Source organism: Enterococcus sp. DIV1537a, from assembly GCF_051712085.1.
GTDB classification, from domain to species: Bacteria; Bacillota; Bacilli; order Lactobacillales; family Enterococcaceae; genus Enterococcus; species Enterococcus faecalis.
This window is the reverse complement of record NZ_JBIOOE010000001.1, coordinates 2271871-2295474: the sequence shown is the minus strand read 5'-3', so window position 1 is coordinate 2295474 and position 23604 is coordinate 2271871. Positions and strand designations below refer to the sequence as shown.

Here is a 23604-nt window from a genome sequence, read left to right as displayed (position 1 = left end):
AAACCTCCTTTATCAGATTATAAATAATTTTGTGGGAAAAAGGTATCAAAAAATAAAAAAAATGAGGTGTTTTTATGAAAAGGGCAACAAAGCAAAGGCTGTCTTTGGCAGCAATCATGGTTTTACTTCTCTCGGGCTGTGGAAGTGTTGGGAAAGAAACCAAAAAGCAAGAACAACAGGTATTACGGGTCGGGATTGATTCGGAATTATCAACGGCAGACGTGTCGTTGGCAATGGATAATACAGCAGCAGATGTAATGAGCCAAGTAGGGGAGGGACTTTTCTCCTTTGACGAAAAAGGAGAAGCGAAACCAGCATTGGCAACTGAAAAAGTACAGCCCTCCAATGATGGTTTAAGCTATACTTTTACGATTCGAAAAGATGCAAAATGGAGTAACGGCGAGCCAATCACAGCCAATGATTTTGAATACTCTTGGAAGCGCACAGTGGACCCAAAAACAGCTTCCCCGCAAGCGTATTACTTTGAAGGGCTAAAAAATTATCGTGCTATTGTTGACGGTGGCAAATCTAAAGAAGAGTTAGGAGTAACAGCCATTGATGACCATACCTTGGAAGTAGAGCTAAGCTATCCTATGAGTTATTTTCAACAATTATTGGCGGTACCAGCTTTTTATCCTTTAAATGAAGCATTTGTCGAAAAAACGGGCAAAAACTATGGTACATCAGCTGAGTCAACACTTTACAATGGCGCCTTCACATTAGAAGGTTGGGATGGCACGAATAATACTTGGTCCTATGTGAAGAATAAAAATTATTGGGATCAAGCGAATGTTTCGCTAGATAAGGTGGATGTCCAAGTAGTTAAAGAAGTCAATACTGGGAAAAATCTTTTCGAAGGGAAAGAATTAGATGTTGTAAAAATTTCTGGAGAAATTGTTGCACAAGAACAAGGCAATGCAGCTTTGAAAATTCGTGAAATTCCTGGAACGTATTATATCCAATTAAATACGCAAAAAGATCTTTTGGCAAATAAGAATGCACGTCGAGCAATAGCATTATCATTGAATTCTGAGCGTTTAGCTAAAAATGTTTTAAATGATGGCTCAAAAAAAGCACTTGGCTTCGTGCCAACAGGTTTCACTAATCAAGAAACGCAAAAAGATTTTGCAGAGGAATTAGGAGATTTAAATCCTAGTGAACCAGAAAAAGCGAAAGAGTTATGGCAAACGGCTAAAAAAGAATTAGGAATTGAAAAAGCGGAGCTAACCATTTTAAGTTCGGATACAGAAAATGCTAAAAAAATCAGTGAGTATGTTCAAGGAGCTTTAGCAGATAATTTAGAAAATTTAACAGTCAATGTTTCGCCAGTTCCTTTTAATAATCGTTTAGAAAAAAGTCGCAGCGGAGATTTCGACATTGTGGTTGGTGGCTGGACGCCAGTATATGCTGATCCAATCGATTTCTTAAACCTATTGCAATCAAAAAATTCCAATAATTTTGGTAAATGGTCTAATAAGACCTTCGATCAGTTGCTTCAAGAAGCAAACGTAACTTATGCAAATAAATATGAAGAACGTTGGAAAACATTACAAAAAGCGGATCAATTGGTTGCGGAAGAAGCACCCCTAGTTCCTCTTTATCAATTAACAGAAGCACGCTTAGTGGCCGATTCTGTCCAAAATTTAGTCTATGGTCCATTAGGTTCAGGCTATTACAAATCAGTCTCTATCAGTGACAAGTAAAGGTTGGGAAAAAATGAAAAAAAGTCAAGCTGTTCAATTAATTCAGGAACTTTCAAATGCTAATGGTGTTTCAGGCTTTGAAACAGAAGTCGTTAGAATCCTTCAACACGCAACTGCGGATTTTACTATTCAACGGCTAGATGCCATTAAAAATTTATATCTTGAGAAGAAAAATAATCTAAGTGAAGGTCCAGTAGTGCTTTTTGATGCTCATAGTGACGAAGTGGGTTTTATGATTCAAGCAATTAAAGAAAACGGCTTGTTGCGTTTTCTTCCGTTAGGTGGCTGGGTCCCTAATACGATTTCTGCACAAAAAGTTCGGATTCGTAACCGGGAAGGTACCTATCTGCCAGGCGTAGTTACTAGTCGGCCCCCTCATTTTATGACACCAGAGGAACGTCAGCGACCGTTAACCATTGCTGATTTGACGATCGACATTGGTGCTACCTCAAAAGAAGAAGTAATTGAAACTTACAAAATCGATCTTGGTGCACCGGTCATTCCAGATGTGACGTGTTGTTACAACGAACAGACAGATCTTTTTTTAGGAAAAGCTTTTGATTGTCGCATTGGCTGTGCTTGCTTAGTGGACGTCATGGAGGAGTTGAAAGAAGAGACACTTCCATTCAAGTTAGTTGCGACAGTAACTGCACAAGAAGAAGTTGGCGAAAGAGGAGCACTTATTGCCGCAAAGCAAGTCAATCCTGATTTAGCTATTGTTTTCGAAGGCTGCCCGGCTGATGATACGGCAGAAACGCCAGAGATGATTCAATCAGCAATGGGAAAAGGACCGATGTTACGTTATTTTGATGTTTCTATGATTACGAATCCGGAATTTCAAGAGTATGCACTAGAGATTGCTAAAATACACAAAATTCCTGTTCAAGTTTCTGTTCGAAGTGGTGGTGGAACCAATGGCATGGTGATTACACAAGTTCAAGGAGCCCCGACGATTGTTGTAGGAATTCCTGTCCGTTACGCTCACACACCCCATTGCTATGTGGACTTTCAAGATTACCAAGCGGCGAAAGAATTAGTCATTCAATTAATCAAAAATTTAGACGCCGACAAAATTCAAGCACTGGTTCAGCCATTGTCAAAGGAGTGGAACAAATGAAGATTTATGTGTCATGCGATATTGAAGGATTAGCAGGTATTGCGACATTTGATATGGAAAAAGAGGACACCGTTTTATTCCGAGAATTATATCACCAACATGTGGCTTGGTTGATTGAAGGGATTCAAAAGAGTGCCAAAAATGAACAAATTACAGAAATTACTATTGCCGATTCGCATAGCCGTGGATTGAATTTAGCTTATGCGCGCTTGGCAGAAATGGATGAACGAATTTCCTTAGTGAGCGGCTTTCCTCGCATGGATTATATGATGAGTGGCTTGGATAGTAGCTATGATGTGGTCTTTTTCTTAGGTTATCATGCCGGTATTGGTAAACAAAAAGGGAATATGGATCATGGGTATAGCGCTAGGGTTGCTTATGATTTAAAAATAAACGACTTAGCGATGAATGAAACGACAATTAATGCAGCTTACGCTAGCGAATTAGGTGTCCCTGTTGGTTTAATTATCGGTGAATCAGGCTTAGAGGAACAACTTTTTCAAGAAAAAATGATGCCCGAAGTTCCCTTTGTTTCCACCAAAGACTCTCTGGGACGTTATGCAATCAAAAATAGACCCATGCAACAAGTTCGGGAAGCTATCGTAGCGACTACAAGTCAGGTGTTAACTTCCTTTGCGTTGTCTGAATTACCCCGATATGCCTTGCAAACACCTGCAACTGTAAAATTGCAATGTGTGACGACAGCACAAGCAGATCGTATTGAAATGTTACCAATGATTAAACGCATTGATGGTAGAACTGTTTCATTTGTAGGTGAAACGATGAAAGATGTCATGAATGGAATTGTCGCTGTGGTTGGTTTAGGCGGAACAAGTTATTAAAGAAGAAGCTTACGGAAAAAATGAATGGACGTTTTTTTCTGTAAGCTTCTTGCTATAGTTATTTCTATTTTTGTTTCTCTAGAATTTCTTTGCTTAAACGTTGTGCAGTTGGTGTCACCGCAAGACCGCCTTCAGCGGTTTCTTTGAAAATTTGTGGCATTTGGCGACCCACTTGGTACATTGCGTGGATGACTTCATCTGGTGGAATGACACTTCGAATCCCCGCTAAAGCCATGTCAGCTGAGATGAAGGCTTGAGAAGAACCTAATGCATTTCGCTTCACGCAAGGGACTTCAACAAGTCCCGCAACAGGATCACAAATGAGGCCCATCATATTTTTTATCGTAATGGCCACAGCTTGAGCAGATTGATCAGGCGTACCGCCAGAAGCCGCAACTAAAGCGGCACTGGCCATTGCACTAGCAGAACCGACTTCAGCTTGACAACCACCTTCGGCACCACTGATTGAGGCATTATTGGCAATCACTAAGCCAAAAGCCCCAGCTGTAAATAGAAAATCCAATTGTTGCTGATGCGTTAACTTTAAGCGATCAATAACTGCCAACAAGACGCCAGAAACTACTCCGGCACTGCCTGCGGTTGGTGTAGCACAAATCAAGCCCATTTTTGCATTAACCTCATTAACAGCAATCGCATTTCGCACGGCTTGTAAAATGGTCTCACCGCTTAAAAAGTTGCCTGAATGTATGTAATCATTTAAGCGGGTTGCATCGCCACCAGTTAGCCCTGTTACTGAGGTAACACCAGCGATTCCTTCAGCGACAGATTGTTTCATAACGGCTAGATTTTTTTCCATTGTTTCAATAATTCGTTCACGAGAATACCCGCCATGAGCCATTTCTGTTGCAATCATTAATTCGCTCACAGAAGGGTAATCTTTCGCTTGAGCTACCAAATCTTCAATTGAATAAAACATCGTATTACTCCTTTACGTTCATTTAGTCAAAATAGTTAACGCTATATATATGAGGGATTTCAGCTAATTGCATGACAATGTCACCGACTTCGGCTTGATCAACTTCAATAATCATAATCGCTTTTTCCCCTTTAGATTCTCGGGTAACGGTCATTGTACTAATATTGATATCGCTAGCTGAAAGGATGTTGGTCACCTTAGCAATCATGCCAGGAACATCTTGATGAACAACGATAAATGTTGGCGTGCCCATACTTAAAGACAATTTGAAGCCATTTAATTCAGAAATTTGAATGTTTCCACCACCAATTGAAATTCCTGTCACAGATAGTTTTCGGTCGCCAGAAGAAACCACAATTTTAACGGAATTAGGGTGGTCTGCTTTTTCACTTTTAGGAATAAAACAAACTTCCATTCCTTGTTCATAAGCAATTTCCAAAGAATTGGCTAATTGCTCATCATCTGGTTCCATACCTAAAAGGCCGCCAACTAAGGCGATATCTGTTCCGTGATCACGATAAGTTTTGGCAAAAGACTCATATAAATAAATGTCAACGCTATCAGGTTGCTGTCCAAAAATACTGCGAACCACTTTTCCAATTCTTGCCGCTCCAGCTGTATGAGAACTGCTTGGACCAATCATAACGGGTCCGATAATATCAAAAACACTATTAAAGCGTAACTCTTCCATTTCAGCACCTTCTTCATTAGAATATGTTTTCATTGGAAGTCTAACACAAAAAATGGCGGGGAACTAGGCAATCGCTTGTGTTTTAGCGAATAATTTAAATTTTTATCAGAATGAAAGCAAGGGGCCTTCGTTGACAAATCAGTGAAGAGATGCTAAATTCTAGATAATAAAAGACGAAAAGAGGGATTCGTGCGTTGAAAATTTAAGTTAATTTTTTAGAGAAACTGTATAACTTTGCCTGAATATAACGGGTGGAGTGTGCGGATTTTCGGAAATTAGCTTAAAGAATTCAGCCACGGGTCTTTTTGTATACCTTGGATTGATGCCGCTGATTTCCGTAAAGCTGCATCAATTTTGCTTTATGGAGGTATATTTATGTCGAAAATTGAACTAAAACAACTATCTTTTGCCTATGATAATCAAGAAGTATTGCTTTTTGATCAGGCAAATATCACGATGGATACCAATTGGAAATTAGGATTGATTGGCCGCAATGGCCGTGGGAAAACAACCTTATTAAGATTGTTACAAAAGCAGTTGGATTACCAAGGAGAGATTCTTCATCAAGTCGATTTCGTCTATTTTCCACAAACAGTTGCAGAAGAACAACAGCTCACTTATTATGTCTTACAAGGGGTGACTTCTTTTGAACAGTGGGAATTAGAACGAGAATTAACGCTTTTAAACGTTGATCCTGAAGTTTTATGGCGGCCCTTTTCTTCTTTATCAGGCGGCGAAAAGACGAAAGTTTTATTAGGTCTTCTTTTTATTGAAGAAAATGCCTTTCCTTTAATTGACGAGCCAACAAATCACTTAGATCTAGCTGGCAGACAACAAGTGGCTGAATATTTGAAGAAAAAGAAACACGGGTTTATTTTAGTCAGCCACGATCGGGCATTTGTTGATGAAGTGGTTGATCATATTTTGGCGATTGAAAAAAGTCAATTGACGCTGTATCAAGGGACTTTTTCTATTTATGAAGAGCAAAAAAAATTAAGAGATGCTTTTGAACTAGCAGAAAATGAAAAAATCAAAAAAGAAGTCAATCGCTTGAAAGAAACCGCTCGTAAAAAAGCGGAATGGTCGATGAACCGTGAAGGTGATAAGTACGGCAGCGCTAAGGAAAAAGGAAGCGGGGCGATTTTTGATACAGGAGCCATTGGTGCCCGGGCAGCGCGCGTAATGAAGCGCTCAAAACACATTCAACAACGTGCCGAAACACAATTAGCAGAAAAAGAAAAACTATTAAAAGATCTTGAGTATATTGATCCTTTGTCAATGGATTATCAGCCAACGCATCACAAAACATTATTGACGGTGGAAGAGCTTCGTCTAGGCTACGAGAAAAATTGGCTATTTGCGCCAATTTCTTTTTCAATAAACGCGGGAGAAATTGTTGGAATAACAGGAAAAAATGGCTCAGGAAAATCGAGCTTGATTCAGTATTTGTTGGGGGATTTTTCTGGAGATTCAGAAGGCGAAGCCACTTTGGCTCACCAATTAACCATTTCTTATGTGCGCCAAGATTATGAAGACAATCAAGGAACTTTATCCGAATTTGCAGAGAAAAATCAGTTAGATTACACTCAATTTTTAAATAACTTACGAAAACTTGGGATGGAGCGCGCCGTTTTCACTAATCGAATTGAACAAATGAGTATGGGGCAACGGAAAAAAGTCGAAGTAGCCAAATCATTGTCTCAATCAGCTGAACTTTATATTTGGGATGAACCCCTTAATTACTTGGATGTATTTAATCATCAACAATTAGAAGCGCTAATCTTATCTGTGAAGCCTGCAATGCTAGTGATTGAGCATGATGCACATTTTATGAAGAAAATAACAGATAAAAAAATTGTCTTGAAATCATAAAAACATCTTGAAAAAGTAAAGGGAATCCTGTATAGTAATAGGGTATGTTTTAAATGTACGTTGAGTGGGAGGGGAAATCTCAACCCCATTAACCACGCACGAGAACTTAAGGAGGTATTTTCGTGGCTAAAAAAGTAGAAAAAATCGTTAAATTACAAATTCCTGCGGGGAAAGCAACACCAGCTCCACCAGTAGGTCCAGCGTTAGGTCAAGCAGGTATCAACATCATGGGATTCACTAAAGAATTCAATGCTCGTACAGCTGACCAAGCAGGCTTGATTATTCCAGTAGTAATCTCTGTATATGAAGATCGTTCATTTACATTCATTACTAAAACACCACCTGCTGCAGTCTTATTGAAAAAAGCTGCAAAAATCGAAAAAGGTTCAGGTGAACCAAACAAAACTAAAGTTGCAACAGTTTCAAGCGATCAAGTGAAAGAAATCGCTGAACTTAAAATGGCAGACCTAAACGCCGCTGACGTTGAAGCAGCAATGCGCATGGTTGCAGGAACTGCACGAAGCATGGGTATCATCGTAGAATAATTTTTATTCCACACTTACTCAAAGAAGTAGCTTCTCAGTTCGTTTCATATTTAAAGATATGAAAGACGTGGGAGGTACAACCGTTATAACCACAATCAAGGAGGAAACAAAATGGCTAAAAAGAGCAAAAAAATGCAAGAAGCATTGAAAAAAGTTGATGCTACAAAAGCTTACTCAGTTGAAGAAGCAGTAGCTTTAGCAAAAGATACAAACATCGCGAAATTTGACGCAACAGTTGAAGTTGCTTACAAATTGAACGTTGACCCTAAAAAAGCAGATCAACAAATCCGTGGAGCAGTTGTGCTTCCAAACGGAACTGGTAAAACACAAACTGTTTTAGTATTCGCTAAAGGCGAAAAAGCTAAAGAAGCTGAAGCTGCTGGTGCAGATTTCGTAGGCGACGACGACATGGTTGCAAAAATCCAAGGTGGATGGTTCGACTTTGACGTAGTTGTTGCGACTCCTGACATGATGGCTACAGTTGGTAAATTAGGCCGTGTCTTAGGACCAAAAGGTTTAATGCCAAACCCTAAAACTGGTACTGTAACAATGGACGTTACAAAAGCTGTTGAAGAAGTTAAAGCTGGTAAAGTAACTTACCGCGTTGACAAAGCTGGTAACATCCACGTACCAATCGGTAAAGTTTCATTTGATAACGAAAAATTGGTTGAAAACTTCAACACAATTAACGACGTATTATTGAAAGCTAAACCATCAACTGCTAAAGGTCAATACATCAAAAACATTTCAGTAACAACAACATTTGGACCTGGAATCCACGTTGACCAAGCTTCTTTCTAATTTGAAAGAAAATAATTAAAAAATTCTTGACTCACTCACTTACCCTATGGTAAAGTGAGTGAGGTTAATAATTAACTGTACCGAAGACAGTAGGTGACACAAGTCTTAATTTCCTACCGAGGACAATTGTTGAGTTATATACAATTCGGTCCCTCTATGTCTACGGTGGCATGGAGTTTTGTTGTTTTACACGACTTTTTGAAAAAAACCGATGTAAAACAATACTTGGCGAACGAAGTGAGCGAAGTTTCATTTGATTCTTCTACTTTACATATCGTAAACCAAGTCCAACTCCACCATCAAAATCAGGAGGTGAAATAAATGAGTGAAGCAGCAATCGCTAAAAAAGAAACCCTAGTTCAAGCAGCCGCTGAGAAATTTGAATCAGCAGCATCAGTTGTAATCGTGGACTACCGTGGTTTAACAGTTGAAGAAGTCACTAACTTACGTAAACAATTACGTGATGCAGGCGTAGAAATGAAAGTCATCAAAAACTCAATCCTTTCTCGTGCAGCTAAAAAAGTTGGTTTAGACGGCTTAGACGAAGTCTTTACAGGCCCAACTGCTGTCGCATTCAGCAACGACGATGTAGTAGCACCAGCTAAAATCATCGACGAATTTGCTAAAGATGCAAAAGCATTAGAAATCAAAGGTGGCGTCATCGAAGGAAAAGTTTCTTCAGTGGAACAAATTACTGCGTTGGCAAAACTACCAAACCGCGAAGGTTTACTATCTATGCTATTATCTGTATTACAAGCGCCAGTCCGCAACGTGGCTTACGCTGTCAAAGCAGTGGCAGAGAAAAACGAAGAAGTTGCTTAATTGCAGTCTAATTCAAACCAATAAAAAACAAACAATTTTAATTTAAATGGAGGAAATTCAAAATGGCATTAAACATTGAAAACATCGTTGCTGAGTTAGAAACAGCAACTATCTTAGAACTAAGCGAATTAGTTAAAGCTATCGAAGAAAAATTTGACGTATCAGCAGCAGCTCCTGTAGCAGTAGCTGGACCAGCAGCAGGTGGAGCAGCAGAAGAACAAACTGAATTCACTGTTGAATTAACAGCAGCTGGCGATCAAAAAGTTAAAGTTATCAAAGCAGTTCGTGAAGCAACTGGCTTAGGCTTGAAAGAAGCTAAAGCTGTAGTTGATGGCGCTCCTGCACCAGTTAAAGAAGCTGTTTCTAAAGAAGAAGCAGAAGCTTTAAAAGCTGCTTTAGAAGAAGTTGGCGCTTCAGTAACAGTAAAATAATTCATTCAACTTTTGAATGTTCGAGAACCCTTGTGTGGCAAGGGTTCTTTTTTTATAGCAAACGGTAGTTGTCTTTTGCTAAAACAACTACCGCTAGTAAAATATCTATAAAATTTAATTGTCTACTTTGACAAATTAACAACAATACAATCATCTACCACTCGGATAGAATCTTTGCTAGGCCAGACATTCATTTCCGCTTGTAAAGCTTTGTGTTTTTCAAAATCTTCTGGGGTAGGATCATTAAAATTTAATCCAAATGTTTTCATATAGAGCAAAGTATTTAAACTAGTATGCACCGAGTTAGGCATGAATTCAAATAATGAGACACCGTTTGTTTCACCTTTTATATTTGAAACATTCTGAGGAGAACGATTTCCATACATTAAAAGTTTATAGGATTCTGGATTCTCAATTTCCATTGAATAAATATTATTTGTAATCATTTCCGCAGTACGTAAATCTTCTTCCGCTGTTAGATACTCAGAATATTCTAGGTTGGTTGTTTCCCGAACTTGAATAAAAGTAAAGAGAATTACTATACCAATTAATAAATGTTTAAGCACAAAGTTGTATCCCCAGTAAATCATAATAAAGATGAGTAATAACGCTAAAACAGCAGGGAAGTTAGGTACTTCACCTCTAATTGCTGGACGTTTTCCACCTAAAATTGTAAACATGAGTGGAGTGATTAGAATACCTAACAAGGTAATAAAGATGAAGAAAACATTTTTGCGTTTCAGATAGGACATATTAATTAATACAATGACCAGTAAAAGAATACATATCAAAAACAGCGGTGTAAAAAAAGTGTCTCCGACTGGAGGGAAGAATAGTTCTTTGGCGTAATCTTTAATATCGTTGATAGAATCTATCAAGGGGCGTTTACCCCAAAGAATCATATTATCTAGATAGGAGCTTTCAACGTTTAAAACTTTTTTCGCTAACACCGTCATTAGTTGAGATAGAACGAGAGATGAAATAGCTAGTAGAATAAAATGACCAATTTTGAAGGCATAGTCTTTAAAAGAAATTTTAAGGTCATTCAACTGAGCAAAATACAATGTCATTAAAATCTTGAATAAAATTAAGGTACACGCAAATACAAAGAATGATTGGTACATAGTAAGTGTAAATGTCAGCAACAAAAAGCCGAATAATTTAAAAATTTTATTGGGAATATGGTAAATAGCAATGAGAGAAAGTATAACCAAACAGATACCTAATGAAAATTCAAAATTTTGTAGGACGAAGTAAAATTGTTCGCTAAATAATTGACTGGTTGGAAAAATACTTGGGATAATATATAAATACTTTTTGTTATAAATCTGCTTAGTTGAAAGATCAACATAATAGCACAACAAGATAGTGGCGATAGCAAAGAAAATAATAGCTAACAAATTTAAAAAATAAACATTTACATAGTTGTATGTTAAAAGCTTTAAAGCTACTAATCCTGGTCTACCAATCGAAACCCAATGTTTTAAGTAGCCTCTGTAGTTAGTCATTAAGTGCATAGTATCAATAGCGTAAGTATTGTTAAATAGTTTAATACCATAAGTAGCAAAGACAATTAAAAAGCTGTAGATGGCTAAACCTTTGTTTTCTTTAATAAAATGTTTCATTTTTCTCTCCAATATTGTTTATTTGCTAAAACTTGTAAATTATTTATTGATTTTGATTAGTCTATATATCACACTCCCACCTATAATAAAACCCTAATTAATTATAAAATAGATAAATTATAAGAACTACCTAAATTTGAAAATTATTAAATAAATCGTTTTTTTCTTTAACTACAGATAAGCAACAATTTATTTTAAGTCAAAAACTGTTGACGATATTGTCGAGGTGTCATCTCTTTTTTCTGGAAGAAAAATTTTGAAAAATAAGAAGGTGAAGAAAAACCTGCTTCAAAACTGATTTCCGTGATGGTTAGGGAGCTTTTTCTTAACAGAGAACAGGCTTTTTGCAATTTTAAGTTTTGTACATAAATACTAGGATTTGTTTGTTCATAACGCTGAAACAGCTTAAATAAATAGCTACGATCAATGTTATACTCAGAAGCTAATTGACTAATTGAAAGATTGTTTGAAAAATTTTCGTGAATAGCCATTTTAATTTGGTTAAATAATTGTTGGCTTTGATTTTCGTGCTGTGTAACGGAATGATGCTCTAGATAATTCAACAATTGAAAGCTTTCACTTAAACTGCCAAAATGATTATGTTTCTTCGCTTCTTGGTAAATATTTTTAAATAAACTTTCTAATTTCTTATCAACAGTTCCTTTTAAAATACAATTTTCGGTAGTCAGGCCTATTTTTTCTAAATACTGAGACGAAAGATCTCCAACAAAACCGACCCAATGATAGGTCCAAGGATTTTGCCGATTAGGATAATAAATATTGCGACAATTAGCTGGAATCATAAACAAATCGCCAGCGGTAATGTGTTGTTTTTCCATAAAGGGTGTTGAAAAATAACCTTCACCATCGCTACAATAATGCAAAACCCAATAATTAATGGGGGCAAACTCAGTTGGTTTTGTCGGGCGGCATTTTTCATAGCCAGCTTCATAAAGATGAAATTCTTGGCTAATAGGTTGATCATTAATCAGGATGCTGACATTATTTGTAAAAACATTTTGCATGCTATCACCTCTTTATAAGAGTATGTAAAGGCTTTCTAAAAGTCAACATCTTTACAAGAAATAGGCAACATTTTTTATTTTTAAAAAACTGTAAGCGTTTTACAATGTGTGAGTACTAATTAATTTGATAAAGAGAGGATGTAGTAAAATGGCAACACATTCACGGGAACGATTAGGTTCTGTCGCATTGATGCTCATGACTTTTTCAGCGGTTTTTGCCTTTCCCAGCATTGTTAACAACAGTATTCAGATTGGCCTAGCAACTATTCCAGGCTATTTATTCGGCTCTATTTTTTACTTTTTACCATTTATTCTAATGATTGCAGAATTTGCTTCTGCTAATTCTGAAAATGAATCAGGTGTTCACAGTTGGTTGGAATCTGTGTTAGGACCTAAATGGGCATTTTTAGGCGCTTGGTCATATTTCTTTGTCAACTTGTTTTTCTTCTGTTCATTACTACCGAATACATTGATTTATGGTTCATACGCTTTTTTAGGTCAAAACGTTTTTCAAGGAAACCATAGTACTAAAATAATTGCAGTGATTTCTATTCTGTTATTTTGGTTAATGACATGGGTTTGTATTAAAGGGGTTTCGTGGATTTCGAAAGTGACTAGCTTAGCGGGTGGTGCTCGTTTATTTATGGGCGTGGCTTTTGTGGTTTTAGCCTTTGTCGTCGTGTTTGGTTTTGGCAATGAGCCAGCACAAGAATTTACCACGACGTCAATTATGCCAACTTTTAATTGGACTTTTTTCATGACGATGGCGTGGATTTTACAAGCTGTTGGCGGTGGTGAAAGTATCGGTGTATATATTAAGGATGTTAAAGGCGGCAATAAAACGTTTGTCCGCACGATGATTGGTGCAACGATTGCGGTCGGTATCATGTATATTCTTGGTGCCGTTGCTGTAGGTTTGGTAGTGCCAACGGACGTCTTAAAAGGAAATTTTTCAAATGGTATTTTTGATATCTTTAAAATTTTAGGTACGTATTTCCATATTCCCGCAGCAATGATGGTGCGCTTAGTAGGAATTATCTTATTTGTCGGAAGTCTTGGTTCTTTGGCTCTGTGGACAGCAGCACCAGTTAAAGTATTTTTCTCAGAAATTCCTGATGGGGTCTTCGGTAAGTGGCTAGTGAAAACCAACGAAGAGGGAAATCCAACCAATGCTTTGTTAGTTCAAGGAATTATTGTGACGATTTTAGTTGCCATTCCAGCACTAGGAATTGGAAATATAGATAGCTTTTTAGAAACGTTAATTAATATGACAGCTTCTACGTCATTAGTGCCTGTCTTGTTCTTGTTAATCGCCTATATTGGGCTTCGTTGGAAAAAAGAAACAATGCCGAGAAGTTTCCGCTTTGGTAATCGAACCTTTGGCTTAATTGCGGGGATTTTCTTATTAGCCATTTTTATCTTTGTATTCTTTATGTCAACTGTGCCGGATCCAAAATTAATCATGGAAGAAATCAATGGCACATTACCGAAAGGAACCGCTAGTCCACTGGGAATGTTGGCGTATAACATCATTGGGTTAATTGTCTTTATGGGCTTTGCTTGGATTTGTTGGAAACGGTATGAAACAAAAGAAAAAAATGAAGTTGGTAAAGGAGAAATGGATTATGAAGACTTGGGAAAATTATAAAGTAGATAGTATTAATCGGTTGCCTGGACGAGCACACTTTTCGAGCTTTCCCTCGAAAGAAACAGCGTTATTAAATGAAAATAAATATACACAAGCATACAAAAATTTAAACGGACGCTGGCATTTTTTCTTTTTAGAAGCGCCAGAATACAGCCCAGAAAACTTTTTTGCGACGGACTTTGATACAAGCCAAATGGATCAAATCACTGTTCCTGGAAATTGGCAAGTCCAAGGATATGGCAAAATGCATTACTCTGATTTATGGTACAATTTTCCCATTAATCCGCCGTATGTACCAACGGAAAACCCAACAGGTATTTACAAACGGACATTTGCTATAGATGAAACATTTCACGATAAAAAAATCATTTTACGTTTTTGTGGCGTAGATTCAGCTTATCATGTTTGGGTGAACGGCCATGAAGTTGGCTACAGTAAAGGTGCACGAAATGAAGCAGAATTTGACATTACGCATTACGCTAAAATTGGTGAAACAAATGATTTAACGGTGCGAGTCTATCAATGGTCAGATGGTACGTATTTAGAGGATCAAGATATGTGGTGGTTAAGTGGTATTTTTCGTGATGTTGAATTACTCGGTGTACCAGAAAATGGGCTGGAAGATTTCTTTATTATTTCCGATTTAGATGATTCGTATCAAAATGGCCACTTGGCAATTACGGGTAAATTTTGGCAAGACAAAGGACAACAAGTTCAATTGGAGTTGATGGATCAGCAGGGAAAAACGGTTCTTAAAGAGACTGTCGCAGGAAATCAAGGTACGGTTGAATTTTCAGCAAGTTTGCCGTCTGTCACTGCTTGGTCAGCGGAGAAACCATACTTGTATCAGCTATTTATCACTGTTTTTTCTGAAGGGGAAGTCGTCGAAGTTATTCCGCAAAAAGTTGGTTTCAGAAATATTCATGTATCTGGTGAGACTTTCTTAGTCAACGGTGTGGCCATTAAACTAAAAGGAATGAATCGTCATGATTATAATCCGAAAAATGGTCGAGTGGTTAGTCGTGAAGAAATTGAAAAAGATATTCGTTTAATGAAACAATTTAATATTAATGCCATTCGAACCAGTCATTATCCAGCATCTGCTTATTTCTATGATTTATGCGATGAATATGGAATGTATGTGATTGATGAAACTGATTTGGAATGTCACGGCTTTGAATTAACCGGAGAATATGATTGGATTAGCAACGATCCAGAATGGGAAACGGCTTATGTTTCTCGGATGGTACGGATGGTTCAACGGGATAAAAACCATCCATCAATTCTCTTTTGGTCGTTAGGAAATGAATCTGCGTTTGGTCATAACTTTATTGAAATGGCCCGTATTGCCAAAGAAATGGATCCAACACGTTTAATTCATTATGAAGGTGATTTTGAGGCAGAGGTCGCGGATGTCTATTCTACAATGTATACGTGGTTGGAACACCCAACTAGAGAATTACTGATGAATACGATTATTGAAAATTCAAAAAAACCGCATATTTTATGTGAATATTGTCATGCGATGGGAAATGGCCCTGGGAATTTAAAAGAATACCAAGAGCTATTTTATGCTCATGATAAATTACAAGGTGGCTTTATTTGGGAATGGTTTGACCATGGCATTGAATCGGTAACAGATAACGGTGAAGTTTATTATCGTTATGGCGGCGATTTCGGCGATGATCCAAGTAACAAAGATTTTTGTATTGATGGGATGTTGATGCCTGACCGTACGCCATCTCCTAGCTTGTATGAATACAAAAAAGTCATTGAACCCATTACAACTAGTGCTATTGACGTTCTGTCGGGTGAATTCTCATTATTGAGTCGGTTTGACTTTGAAAACTTGGCTATCTTTAAGCTGGTTTATACAATTACTGAAGATCAAACAGTGATTCAATCAGGGACAGTAGCAGTGCCAGCAATTGCTGCTAGAGAAGAAGGAAGACTGCACTTACCTTATCATTTAGATTTTCCTAAAAAGGCAGGAGCCGCCTATTATTTAACTCTTTCATATCAATTGAAAGAAACGACCGCCTATGCATCTGCTGGTCATGAATTAGCTACCGCACAGTTTGAATTGCCAATTGCAACACCAGGGATTGAGATCACACCAGTTGGCTCGCTGATGGCAAAGGAGATTGGCCCTCATTTATACATTGAAGGACCAAACTTTTCAATTAATTTTGATAAAGTGAAGGGCGCCTTAACGAATGTGACACGAGATGGTAAAAAATTATTGCATAAAGGGCCGAGATTTACATTTTGGCGGGCACCAATCAGTAATGATATGGAAATTATTGATGAAATGAAGAAAAAATATTTCTTACATTTAGAGCATGAAATTGTCCGTTCTTTTGAGTGGAAAAAAGTTGATGATTTTATCCAAGTCATCGTAAAAACAATTAACGGAACGACTAACAGTGCTTGGCATTATCAATGTACCTATCAGTATTTAATTGCACCAAATGGCGAAATTTTCTTCGACTTAAAAGGTAGTCCTGCTGGTAAAATTGAAAATGCGCCAGATATGTTACCACGTTTGGGTGTGACTCTCCATTTAGACAAGTCTCTATCAGAAGTAAAATATTTCGGTAAAGGGCCGAGAGAAAACTATGTAGATTCACAAGAAGCTGGTTTACTTGGCGTTTATGATGCTACAGTGGCGGAGATGTTCACTAATTATGTTGTTCCACAAGCCAATGGTAACCACATGGCGACTAAATGGTCCGCATTCACGGATGATCGCGGCCAAGGAGTAGTAGCAACAGCGGCTGATTCATATAATTTTAGTGTTTCTTATTTTGAAGAACAAGCGCTAGATGTTGCTAAGCATACCAATGAATTACAAGAAAGTGAGTATGTTGTTTTAAATATCGATTACAAACAAAACGCCCTAGGTAGCTACTCTTGTGGCCAGTGGCAATTAGAAAAATACCGGACTACGTTTGAAGAATTCCAATTGGCATTCCGCTTAACACCTTTTAATAATAAAGAGATTCAAGCAGCGGATGTCGCACATGAACGAGTAAAACGACCAACGATTTCTTAAATAAAAGCTCAGAACAGTGCACTTCGGTCTCCTGTTCTGAGCTTTTTTAATGAAATTATCAGAAATTATTGCTTTTTTTTCATGGAAACGAGCAAACTATTTTGTTATCTAATAAAAGTAGTCCATAATAGTAACATAGCGAATTATTCGCTAGATAAAGCATTTAGGAGGAATTATTTTATGCATACTTTATGGGTTTTAATCGTTGGTGCTGTTATCGGTGCTATCGCTGGCGCGCTTACAAGCAAAGGTCAATCAATGGGTTGGATTGCGAATATCGTTGCCGGTTTAGTTGGTTCATTTATCGGAGAAAAAATCTTAGGTAGCTGGGGTCCTCACGTAGCAGGTATGGCAATTGTGCCATCAATTATTGGGGCAGTAATTTTAGTTGCTGTGGTTTCATTCTTCTTCGGACGAAAAAATAGCTAATTAAGTAAATAATTGTTTAATTAGTTAAAGGCACCAAGTCTCACGAATTTCGTGAGACTTGGTGCCTTTTTTTTATTTTCTCGTTAATTTTACGACAACTTCACAACGAGCGGTTTGTGGAAACATATCAACAGATTGTAAATAGTCTACTTGATATACTTTGGCTAATTGAACTAAATCACGTGCTAACGTGGATACATTACAAGAAATATACACCATTTTCTTAGGTGGTTGTTTCAAAAGGGCCGTTAATAATTTACGATCCAAACCAGTCCGTGGGGGATCAACTACAATGGCATCAGGTTTAAAGCCTTCTTTGAACCATTTAGGTAATAAGTCTTCAGCTGTTCCAACAGCATAATGTGTGTTCGTAACACCAAGTCGTTTTGCATTGAATCTAGCATCGTCAATTGCGGCGGGAATGGTATCCATACCACGAACTTGATGCGCTTGTTTCGCTAAACTTAAGCCAATGGTCCCGACGCCACAATAAGCATCAACAACAGTTTCATTTGGTTGTAAATCTAAGGCCTTGATTCCTTCATTATATAAAACTTCCGTTTGTTCTGGATTCAATTGGAAAAATGCTCGCGGCGATAAATCAAAGACAACGTCGTTAATGTGTTCTTCAATGCTTTCTTTGCCCCATAAGTGAAGGGTATCATCACCCATTACTAGAGAGGTTTTTTTATTTTGGACATTTTGCATAATAGAAACAACTTCTGGTAATTGTTCATTAATTGCGCGAACCATTTTTTTTTTTTGTGGAAATTTCTGCGATTGTGTAATGAACACTACTTGGACTTCGCCAGTTTGGATGCCCACTCGAACCATTAATGTTCGAAAGATACCACTATTTTTACGTTCATCATAAATTGGTAATTGAAAGTTATTCAATAAATCAACTAATGTATTCATCACCTTGGTTGTCGCAGGCTGTTGGACCAAACAGTTATCAATCGGTACTAATTGATGTGAATCAGCTTGATAGAGACCAGCTTCTACTTGGCCATCGATTTGGCGTAATTGGAATTGGGCTTTATTTCGATAATTCCAAGGATTCTCCATCCCAATTGTTTTTCGTAGTTCATAGTTTTGATAATTGGCTGGTTTAAATTTGTTAAGCGCCTGCTTTAATAAATCTTTTTTAAAGTCTAATTGTGCTTTGTAGGCTAAATGTTGTAGTTGGCAGCCGCCACATGTTTCATAGACAGGACAAGGAGGGACCACGCGATCTTTAGCAGCTTTTTTGACAGATTGAAGGGTTCCTTCAGCAAATTTGGGTGTAACATTTGTGATCGTGGCAGTTACTTCTTCTTTGGGTAGCGCCCCAGGAACGAAAATAATTAATTTTTTATAATAGCCGATACCTTCGCCATTAATTCCTAATCGTTTAATTTTTAAAGAAATTTGTTGGCCTTTTTTTACTAGTTGTTGGGTCATATTCTTTCATCCTTTAGTCATCTCACATTTTTCACTTCCTCCCATTTTAGCACATTTTTATTTATTTGGCTTCCAAGGATTCTATGGTATAGTAGAATATATGTTCTGATTTAGAGGGGCAGGAGAATAAGATGACAACAATCACACGAATTAGTAAAGATAAAGGTGAATTTTATCTACTTTGGCTATCTTCAGGCGAAAAACTGCGTGTCTCGGAAGATATTTTAGTACGGCAGCGTCTGCTAAAAGGCCAAGAGTTATCAGATACTTTAATAGAAGAAATAAAAAAAGCCAGTTCTTATGATGTCGGGTTACAAATGGCGATGAATTATTTAAGCTATCAATTACGTTCAAAGAAAGAGATTTTTACTTATTTAAAAGAGAAAGAAATTGAACCTGAAGATCGAGTAAAAATCGTTCAACGTTTAGAAGAGCTACGGTTGTTAGATGATGCAATTTTTAGTGAAAGTTACGTACGGACAGCTATGCGAACCAGTGATAAAGGACCACGAAATGTGGCACAACAATTAAAGCAAAAAGGCATTAGTGAAGAAGATATTCAGCATGGCTTGACCTTTTATACGTTAGATGAACAACTTAATGTTGCCACAGCAACTGCAGAAAAAGCCATGAAACGCTATCGAACTAAAAGTTTTAAAGATGCACTTCAGAAAACGCGTCTGCATCTGATGCAAAAGGGCTTTACAAATGAAATCATTGATCTAGCTTTGGAATCTTTAGCTTTTGAAAAGGACGAAGAACAAGAACAACAAGCGTTAGACAAGGAAGGCGAACGTTTATGGCGTGCCAATCAGCGATTTGATTTTTCTAAAAAAGTCCAAAAAGTCAAACAAAGCTTATTCCAAAAAGGGTTTGACTATGATTTGATTCAGCAATTTATTAGCGAAAAGGAAGTAGAACATGACGAATAAAGAGCCTTGGGAGGCGTGGAGTCCCGAAAAAGTTAGTTCATTCCAGGAAGATTTTTTAGCTTGGTATGAACGAGAAAAACGCAATTTACCTTGGCGAGCGAATACAGATGCATATCGTATTTGGATTTCTGAAATTATGCTACAACAAACTCGCGTAGATACAGTCATTGATTATTTTTATCGATTTATGGAATGGTTTCCGACGATTCAAGATTTAGCGGAAGCGCCAGATGATAAGTTGTTGAAAGCTTGGGAAGGGTTAGGCTACTATTCACGAGCACGTAATTTAAAAGTGGCAGCGCAACAGATTGTTTCAGAATTTGGTGGGAAAATGCCTGACACAATCGAAGATATTCGGAGTTTAAAAGGAATCGGCCCCTATACAGCTGGTGCGATTGGCAGTATTGCCTTTAATTTACCCGAACCAGCAATTGACGGTAACGTCATGCGGGTAGTGAGCCGTTTATTTGAAATTGATGCAGATATTGCGAAAGCGAGTAGTCGTAAAGTATTTGAAGCGGCGATGCTTAAAATCATCGATCGTGAGCGTCCAGGGGATTTTAATCAAGCCTTAATGGATCTGGGCTCAGCCGTCTGCACCCCAACTTCCCCTAAGTGTGAAAGCTGTCCGCTTCAGCAATATTGTGCGGCCTATCAGGCAGATAAAATGACCGCTTATCCAGTCAAATCAAAAAAAGTTAAGCCGAAAGATGTGTATTATGTCGGCACTATTATTGAAAATAAAAAGCAAGAATTTTTATTAGAACAACGACCTGAAACAGGTTTGTTAGCCAATATGTGGCTGTTTCCGATTGAAGAAATTAGCAAAAAACAATTTCAACAATTGCAAAAAATGGCGCAACCAGCAGAAACGGAAAAACAATTAACTTTAGAGTTAGAGCCTGTAACAGAGCCTTTGGTCGCTGAAGAACCTGTCAATGTTTTTGCTGACTATGAAACAGTTGTCTGGCAAAAACGTGCCTTAGGCGAAGTCGTTCATATTTTCAGTCATTTAAAATGGCATATCTTAGTCTTTTATGGCCGAAATACAGGCGAATTAGCCACACTAGAGTCGCAGCGATGGGTGGCAGCACAACAATTTTCAGAGTATGTTTTTCCAAAACCACAGCAAAAAATGGTGGAATTGTTCAAAAAAGAACACAAAAATAAATAACAAAAAAGAGAGGCTTTTAAACAAACAAGCCCCTCTTTTTTGTTTCCTCTAGGTTATACCCCTATATAAATTCTGCTATGTTTAGTTTTGAAGGGGACTGGTAAGATAGACTTGTCTCTTGTCTGCTTAGAGGAGTAGTAATGATGGTGGAGACTTTTCAAGAGAGAGGAAGTACAGCCAATGAGTAGGAAGCGAAAAATCAGCTTAATTAGTTTAGTCATCATTTTGTTTTTTGTCACAGTCGGCTCAGCATACTTTGCTGTAGCGGGTAGCTATTTAAAGAAAACGATTGATAAAGGCTATGTCCCCATAAAAAATGATTATACTGAAGCGCAAAATAAAGATAGTCAATCGTTTTTGGTCATGGGTCTAGACAATACAATTGAACGGAAATTAGGCACAACTAGGACTGATGCTATGATGGTGATTACCGTGAATAACAAGACGAAGAAAATAACCTATTTAAGTTTGCCACGGGATAGTTTTGTTCAAATTGATGCGAAAAATTACCAAGGGATGCAGCGAATTGAAGCCGCCTATACCTACGATGGACCAACAGCTTCTGTTAACACAGTTGAGAAATTATTGAATATTCCAATCAATCATTACGTTGTGTTTAACTTTTTATCTTTTATTAAGTTAATTGATGCAGTTGGCGGCATAGATGTCAATGTCAAGCAGGCGTTTGATGGTGTCACCAAAGACGGGCCAGGATCCATTCATTTTGATGCAGGGAAACAGCATTTAGATGGTACGAAAGCTTTATCTTATGCCCGTGAAAGACATAGCGATAACGATATTATGCGTGGATTCCGACAACAAGAAATTATTCAAGCAGTTGAAGACAAGTTGAAATCTGGTCAATCAATCATGAAAATAATGGACATTATTGATTCGTTAAATGGAAACATTCAAACTGATGTGGATTCCAATGAATTGACTCATTTAGTCAAAGAAGGTTTGACTTGGACCAATTATGATAAACAACAGCTTTCTTTTGACTGGCGCACTTTTAGTAATGAAGGGCGCAGTATGGTTGAACTATATCCAGATAGTATTGAAAATGTCCGTCATCAATTACGTGTGTCTTTAAATTTAGAAAAGCCAGATGAACGAGATCAAGACGGCTATGTCTTCCATACGAACGGTGAATTTTTATATCAAAGTGATTATACCGTTCAAGATGAAGCAGCTGAGGAAAACGAAATGACTTCCATCAACGGCAATACGTATATTGGTGTTCCTGGTAATACACAGACCGGCCCGTTGCCATCAGTTAAAACGGAAAATGGCTTTATAAAATAATTTATTTTCCAAGTGTAGAAAATCCGAACATAACAGATTAAATAATCCGCTTACTTATTATTCTTCTAAGGAAAAAACGAAGGATTTTAGCAAGGAAACAGCGTATCATTTGATATAAACCCAACATTCCCTTTATAATGAAAGTAACAAGCAAATTTTTGTTACTTAGAAGGGGAAGGGAGCAAGGAGTTATGTTTAGTTATACAGATACCATTTTGTCAATTATGCAAAGAATTGAAGTATACAACGAAATTTTCAAAGCCATCTCTAAAGAAGTTCAAGAATACGGTTGTAATCAGGTTGCACATCGGAGAGGCCGTGACACTTATATGTTTTGCCGAAATAATGTGAATCGTTTTTTTACAGAAGAAATGATGTTTCGTAAAAATTTAGAGCCGTATTATGATAAAGAAGCAACGAAAATCTTGCTAGAAGGATTAGATACGTATAAAGAAGGAGTATTTTTCTGGTTAGAGGCATTAAGTGAATCTTGCCAAGTGACTGATGAATTGAAATATCAATTAGGAATCCGCCAAAAAGAATCCTCTTATTTATTAATTAATCAAGCTTGTAAAGAAGCCTGTGAGGGCATTCAAAGCGCTCATAGTGTTCATAAGATGTAAAAAGTTAGGGATAGCTGTCAATCTGTCAGTTATCCCTAACTTTTTTATTTCAATATCATCTGATAAGCATAACGTTCGCCATCGTTAACATCTAAAATCACGTCACCTTGATAAACAAAGCCAGCTTTTTTAATCAGGTGCTGCATAGCGAGATTTTGTGGATGTGTATCGATTCGAATATCAGTAGCACCTTGCAAACGAGCGGCTGTAACCAGTGAGCGCAAAAGCACCAAGGCCAGTCCTTGACCTTGAAAGGAACTTTTTAGAGCAACACGATGAATTGCCGTATACGTAGCTTGAGAATGAGGTTGCCAAGAACCATTAAAAATCGCTTCATAAGCAGGATCAATCTCCGAACATAAAACACCAACGCCTGCCAAGGCATCCTCAACCATTAAAATATAGCAAGTTTGCTGGTCGATATCTTTTGCTAAAATTTCTTGATTCGGGCCATCGCCGTTTTGCCATTGGGGAATGCCACTTTTTTGTAAGGTGCGGCGTCCATCTTCAATGATAGCAAGGATGTCAGGCAAATCAGAAGGTTCTGCTTTTCTTAAGTAAACAGTCAAAAAATATTCCCTCCT

22 protein-coding genes and 1 other annotated feature are annotated in these 23604 nt (G+C 37.6%); of the genes, 16 read left to right on the top strand and 6 right to left on the bottom strand.

Annotated elements, in window-relative coordinates; all coding sequences use genetic code 11:
- Positions 1 to 74: 74 nt before the first annotated feature.
- From IGJ41_RS11255 to IGJ41_RS11245, 3 genes are read left to right on the top strand one after another with little or no spacing between them, the layout of a single operon-like run.
- Positions 75 to 1703, top strand: coding sequence for a peptide ABC transporter substrate-binding protein (locus tag IGJ41_RS11255; protein WP_002362523.1), 1629 nt, complete (start codon positions 75 to 77; stop codon positions 1701 to 1703).
- A 13-nt stretch (positions 1704 to 1716) separates the two neighbouring features.
- Positions 1717 to 2820: a M42 family metallopeptidase gene (locus tag IGJ41_RS11250; protein ID WP_202524666.1), complete on the top strand. Its 1104-nt coding sequence runs from the start codon at positions 1717 to 1719 to the stop codon at positions 2818 to 2820.
- Positions 2817 to 3662 carry a M55 family metallopeptidase gene (locus IGJ41_RS11245; protein WP_081115703.1) on the top strand — a complete coding sequence of 282 codons (846 nt, stop codon included), beginning with the start codon at positions 2817 to 2819 and terminating at the stop codon, positions 3660 to 3662. Before IGJ41_RS11250 ends, IGJ41_RS11245 begins: the two co-directional genes overlap by 4 nt.
- A gap of 64 nt (positions 3663 to 3726) precedes the next feature.
- On the opposite strand, the gene sdaAA is transcribed toward IGJ41_RS11245, so the two are convergent.
- Both sdaAA and sdaAB read right to left on the bottom strand, forming a co-directional pair.
- Entirely contained in the window at positions 3727 to 4599 is an 873-nt protein-coding gene (gene sdaAA / locus IGJ41_RS11240; RefSeq protein WP_002362308.1) for an L-serine ammonia-lyase, iron-sulfur-dependent, subunit alpha, read from the bottom strand.
- Positions 4600 to 4621: 22 nt separating this feature from the next.
- The gene (gene sdaAB, locus IGJ41_RS11235) at positions 4622 to 5290 is read right to left on the bottom strand and encodes an L-serine ammonia-lyase, iron-sulfur-dependent subunit beta (RefSeq protein ID WP_438714453.1); all 669 of its coding nucleotides are present in this window, start codon (positions 5288 to 5290) and stop codon (positions 4622 to 4624) included.
- Between the two features lie 375 nt (positions 5291 to 5665).
- On the opposite strand from sdaAB, the gene lsa(A) reads away from it, so the two are divergent.
- From lsa(A) to rplL, 6 genes are all read left to right on the top strand, one after another.
- On the top strand, positions 5666 to 7162 hold the full coding sequence (gene lsa(A) / locus IGJ41_RS11230; RefSeq protein WP_438714451.1) for an ABC-F type ribosomal protection protein Lsa(A): 1497 nt from the start codon (positions 5666 to 5668) through the stop codon (positions 7160 to 7162).
- A 122-nt stretch (positions 7163 to 7284) separates the two neighbouring features.
- The gene (gene rplK / locus IGJ41_RS11225) at positions 7285 to 7707 is read left to right on the top strand and encodes a 50S ribosomal protein L11 (protein WP_002356424.1); all 423 of its coding nucleotides are present in this window, start codon (positions 7285 to 7287) and stop codon (positions 7705 to 7707) included.
- Between the two features lie 111 nt (positions 7708 to 7818).
- Positions 7819 to 8508, top strand: a complete 690-nt coding sequence (gene rplA, locus IGJ41_RS11220) for a 50S ribosomal protein L1 (protein WP_002356425.1) — start codon at positions 7819 to 7821, stop codon at positions 8506 to 8508.
- Positions 8509 to 8570: 62 nt separating this feature from the next.
- Positions 8571 to 8700, top strand: a sequence feature (ribosomal protein L10 leader region).
- Entirely contained in the window at positions 8638 to 8829 is a 192-nt protein-coding gene (locus IGJ41_RS11215) for a hypothetical protein (protein ID WP_202550956.1), read from the top strand. It overlaps the preceding feature by 63 nt.
- On the top strand, positions 8830 to 9330 hold the full coding sequence (gene rplJ, locus IGJ41_RS11210) for a 50S ribosomal protein L10 (RefSeq protein WP_002356426.1): 501 nt from the start codon (positions 8830 to 8832) through the stop codon (positions 9328 to 9330).
- Positions 9331 to 9392: 62 nt separating this feature from the next.
- The gene (gene rplL, locus IGJ41_RS11205; protein WP_002356427.1) at positions 9393 to 9761 is read left to right on the top strand and encodes a 50S ribosomal protein L7/L12; all 369 of its coding nucleotides are present in this window, start codon (positions 9393 to 9395) and stop codon (positions 9759 to 9761) included.
- Between the two features lie 122 nt (positions 9762 to 9883).
- Here rplL and IGJ41_RS11200 read toward each other — a convergent pair whose 3' ends face one another.
- Positions 9884 to 11386: a glucosyltransferase domain-containing protein gene (locus IGJ41_RS11200; RefSeq protein ID WP_104855416.1), complete on the bottom strand. Its 1503-nt coding sequence runs from the start codon at positions 11384 to 11386 to the stop codon at positions 9884 to 9886.
- A 194-nt stretch (positions 11387 to 11580) separates the two neighbouring features.
- The gene (locus tag IGJ41_RS11195) at positions 11581 to 12411 is read right to left on the bottom strand and encodes an AraC family transcriptional regulator (protein WP_002356429.1); all 831 of its coding nucleotides are present in this window, start codon (positions 12409 to 12411) and stop codon (positions 11581 to 11583) included.
- Between the two features lie 148 nt (positions 12412 to 12559).
- Here IGJ41_RS11195 and IGJ41_RS11190 point away from each other — a divergent pair, with 148 nt between their 5' ends.
- From IGJ41_RS11190 to IGJ41_RS11180, 3 genes are all read left to right on the top strand, one after another.
- Positions 12560 to 14059: an amino acid permease gene (locus tag IGJ41_RS11190; RefSeq protein WP_002381422.1), complete on the top strand. Its 1500-nt coding sequence runs from the start codon at positions 12560 to 12562 to the stop codon at positions 14057 to 14059.
- Entirely contained in the window at positions 13992 to 17114 is a 3123-nt protein-coding gene (gene ebgA, locus IGJ41_RS11185) for a beta-galactosidase subunit alpha (protein WP_002398828.1), read from the top strand. The genes IGJ41_RS11190 and ebgA overlap by 68 nt, the downstream gene beginning before the upstream one ends.
- A gap of 180 nt (positions 17115 to 17294) precedes the next feature.
- The gene (locus IGJ41_RS11180; RefSeq protein WP_002356434.1) at positions 17295 to 17543 is read left to right on the top strand and encodes a GlsB/YeaQ/YmgE family stress response membrane protein; all 249 of its coding nucleotides are present in this window, start codon (positions 17295 to 17297) and stop codon (positions 17541 to 17543) included.
- A gap of 72 nt (positions 17544 to 17615) precedes the next feature.
- On the opposite strand, the gene rlmD is transcribed toward IGJ41_RS11180, so the two are convergent.
- Positions 17616 to 18986, bottom strand: coding sequence for a 23S rRNA (uracil(1939)-C(5))-methyltransferase RlmD (rlmD, locus tag IGJ41_RS11175; RefSeq protein ID WP_438714448.1), 1371 nt, complete (start codon positions 18984 to 18986; stop codon positions 17616 to 17618).
- A 131-nt stretch (positions 18987 to 19117) separates the two neighbouring features.
- On the opposite strand from rlmD, the gene recX reads away from it, so the two are divergent.
- The 4 genes from recX to IGJ41_RS11155 all read left to right on the top strand — a co-directional run bounded on the left by recX (position 19118) and on the right by IGJ41_RS11155 (position 23020).
- Positions 19118 to 19918, top strand: a complete 801-nt coding sequence (gene recX, locus IGJ41_RS11170) for a recombination regulator RecX (RefSeq protein ID WP_002381424.1) — start codon at positions 19118 to 19120, stop codon at positions 19916 to 19918.
- Complete coding sequence (gene mutY / locus IGJ41_RS11165) at positions 19908 to 21092, top strand: A/G-specific adenine glycosylase (RefSeq protein WP_002381425.1); 1185 nt, start codon at positions 19908 to 19910, stop codon at positions 21090 to 21092. Before recX ends, mutY begins: the two co-directional genes overlap by 11 nt.
- 180 nt (positions 21093 to 21272) lie before the next feature.
- Positions 21273 to 22397, top strand: coding sequence for an LCP family protein (locus tag IGJ41_RS11160; protein ID WP_002368824.1), 1125 nt, complete (start codon positions 21273 to 21275; stop codon positions 22395 to 22397).
- A gap of 137 nt (positions 22398 to 22534) precedes the next feature.
- A complete protein-coding gene (locus tag IGJ41_RS11155; RefSeq protein WP_173963678.1) occupies positions 22535 to 23020 on the top strand; it encodes a hypothetical protein in 486 nt (161 codons plus the stop codon).
- Positions 23021 to 23064: 44 nt separating this feature from the next.
- Here IGJ41_RS11155 and IGJ41_RS11150 read toward each other — a convergent pair whose 3' ends face one another.
- Positions 23065 to 23589, bottom strand: a complete 525-nt coding sequence (locus IGJ41_RS11150) for a GNAT family N-acetyltransferase (protein WP_010827689.1) — start codon at positions 23587 to 23589, stop codon at positions 23065 to 23067.
- Between the last annotated feature and the right edge of the window lie 15 nt (positions 23590 to 23604).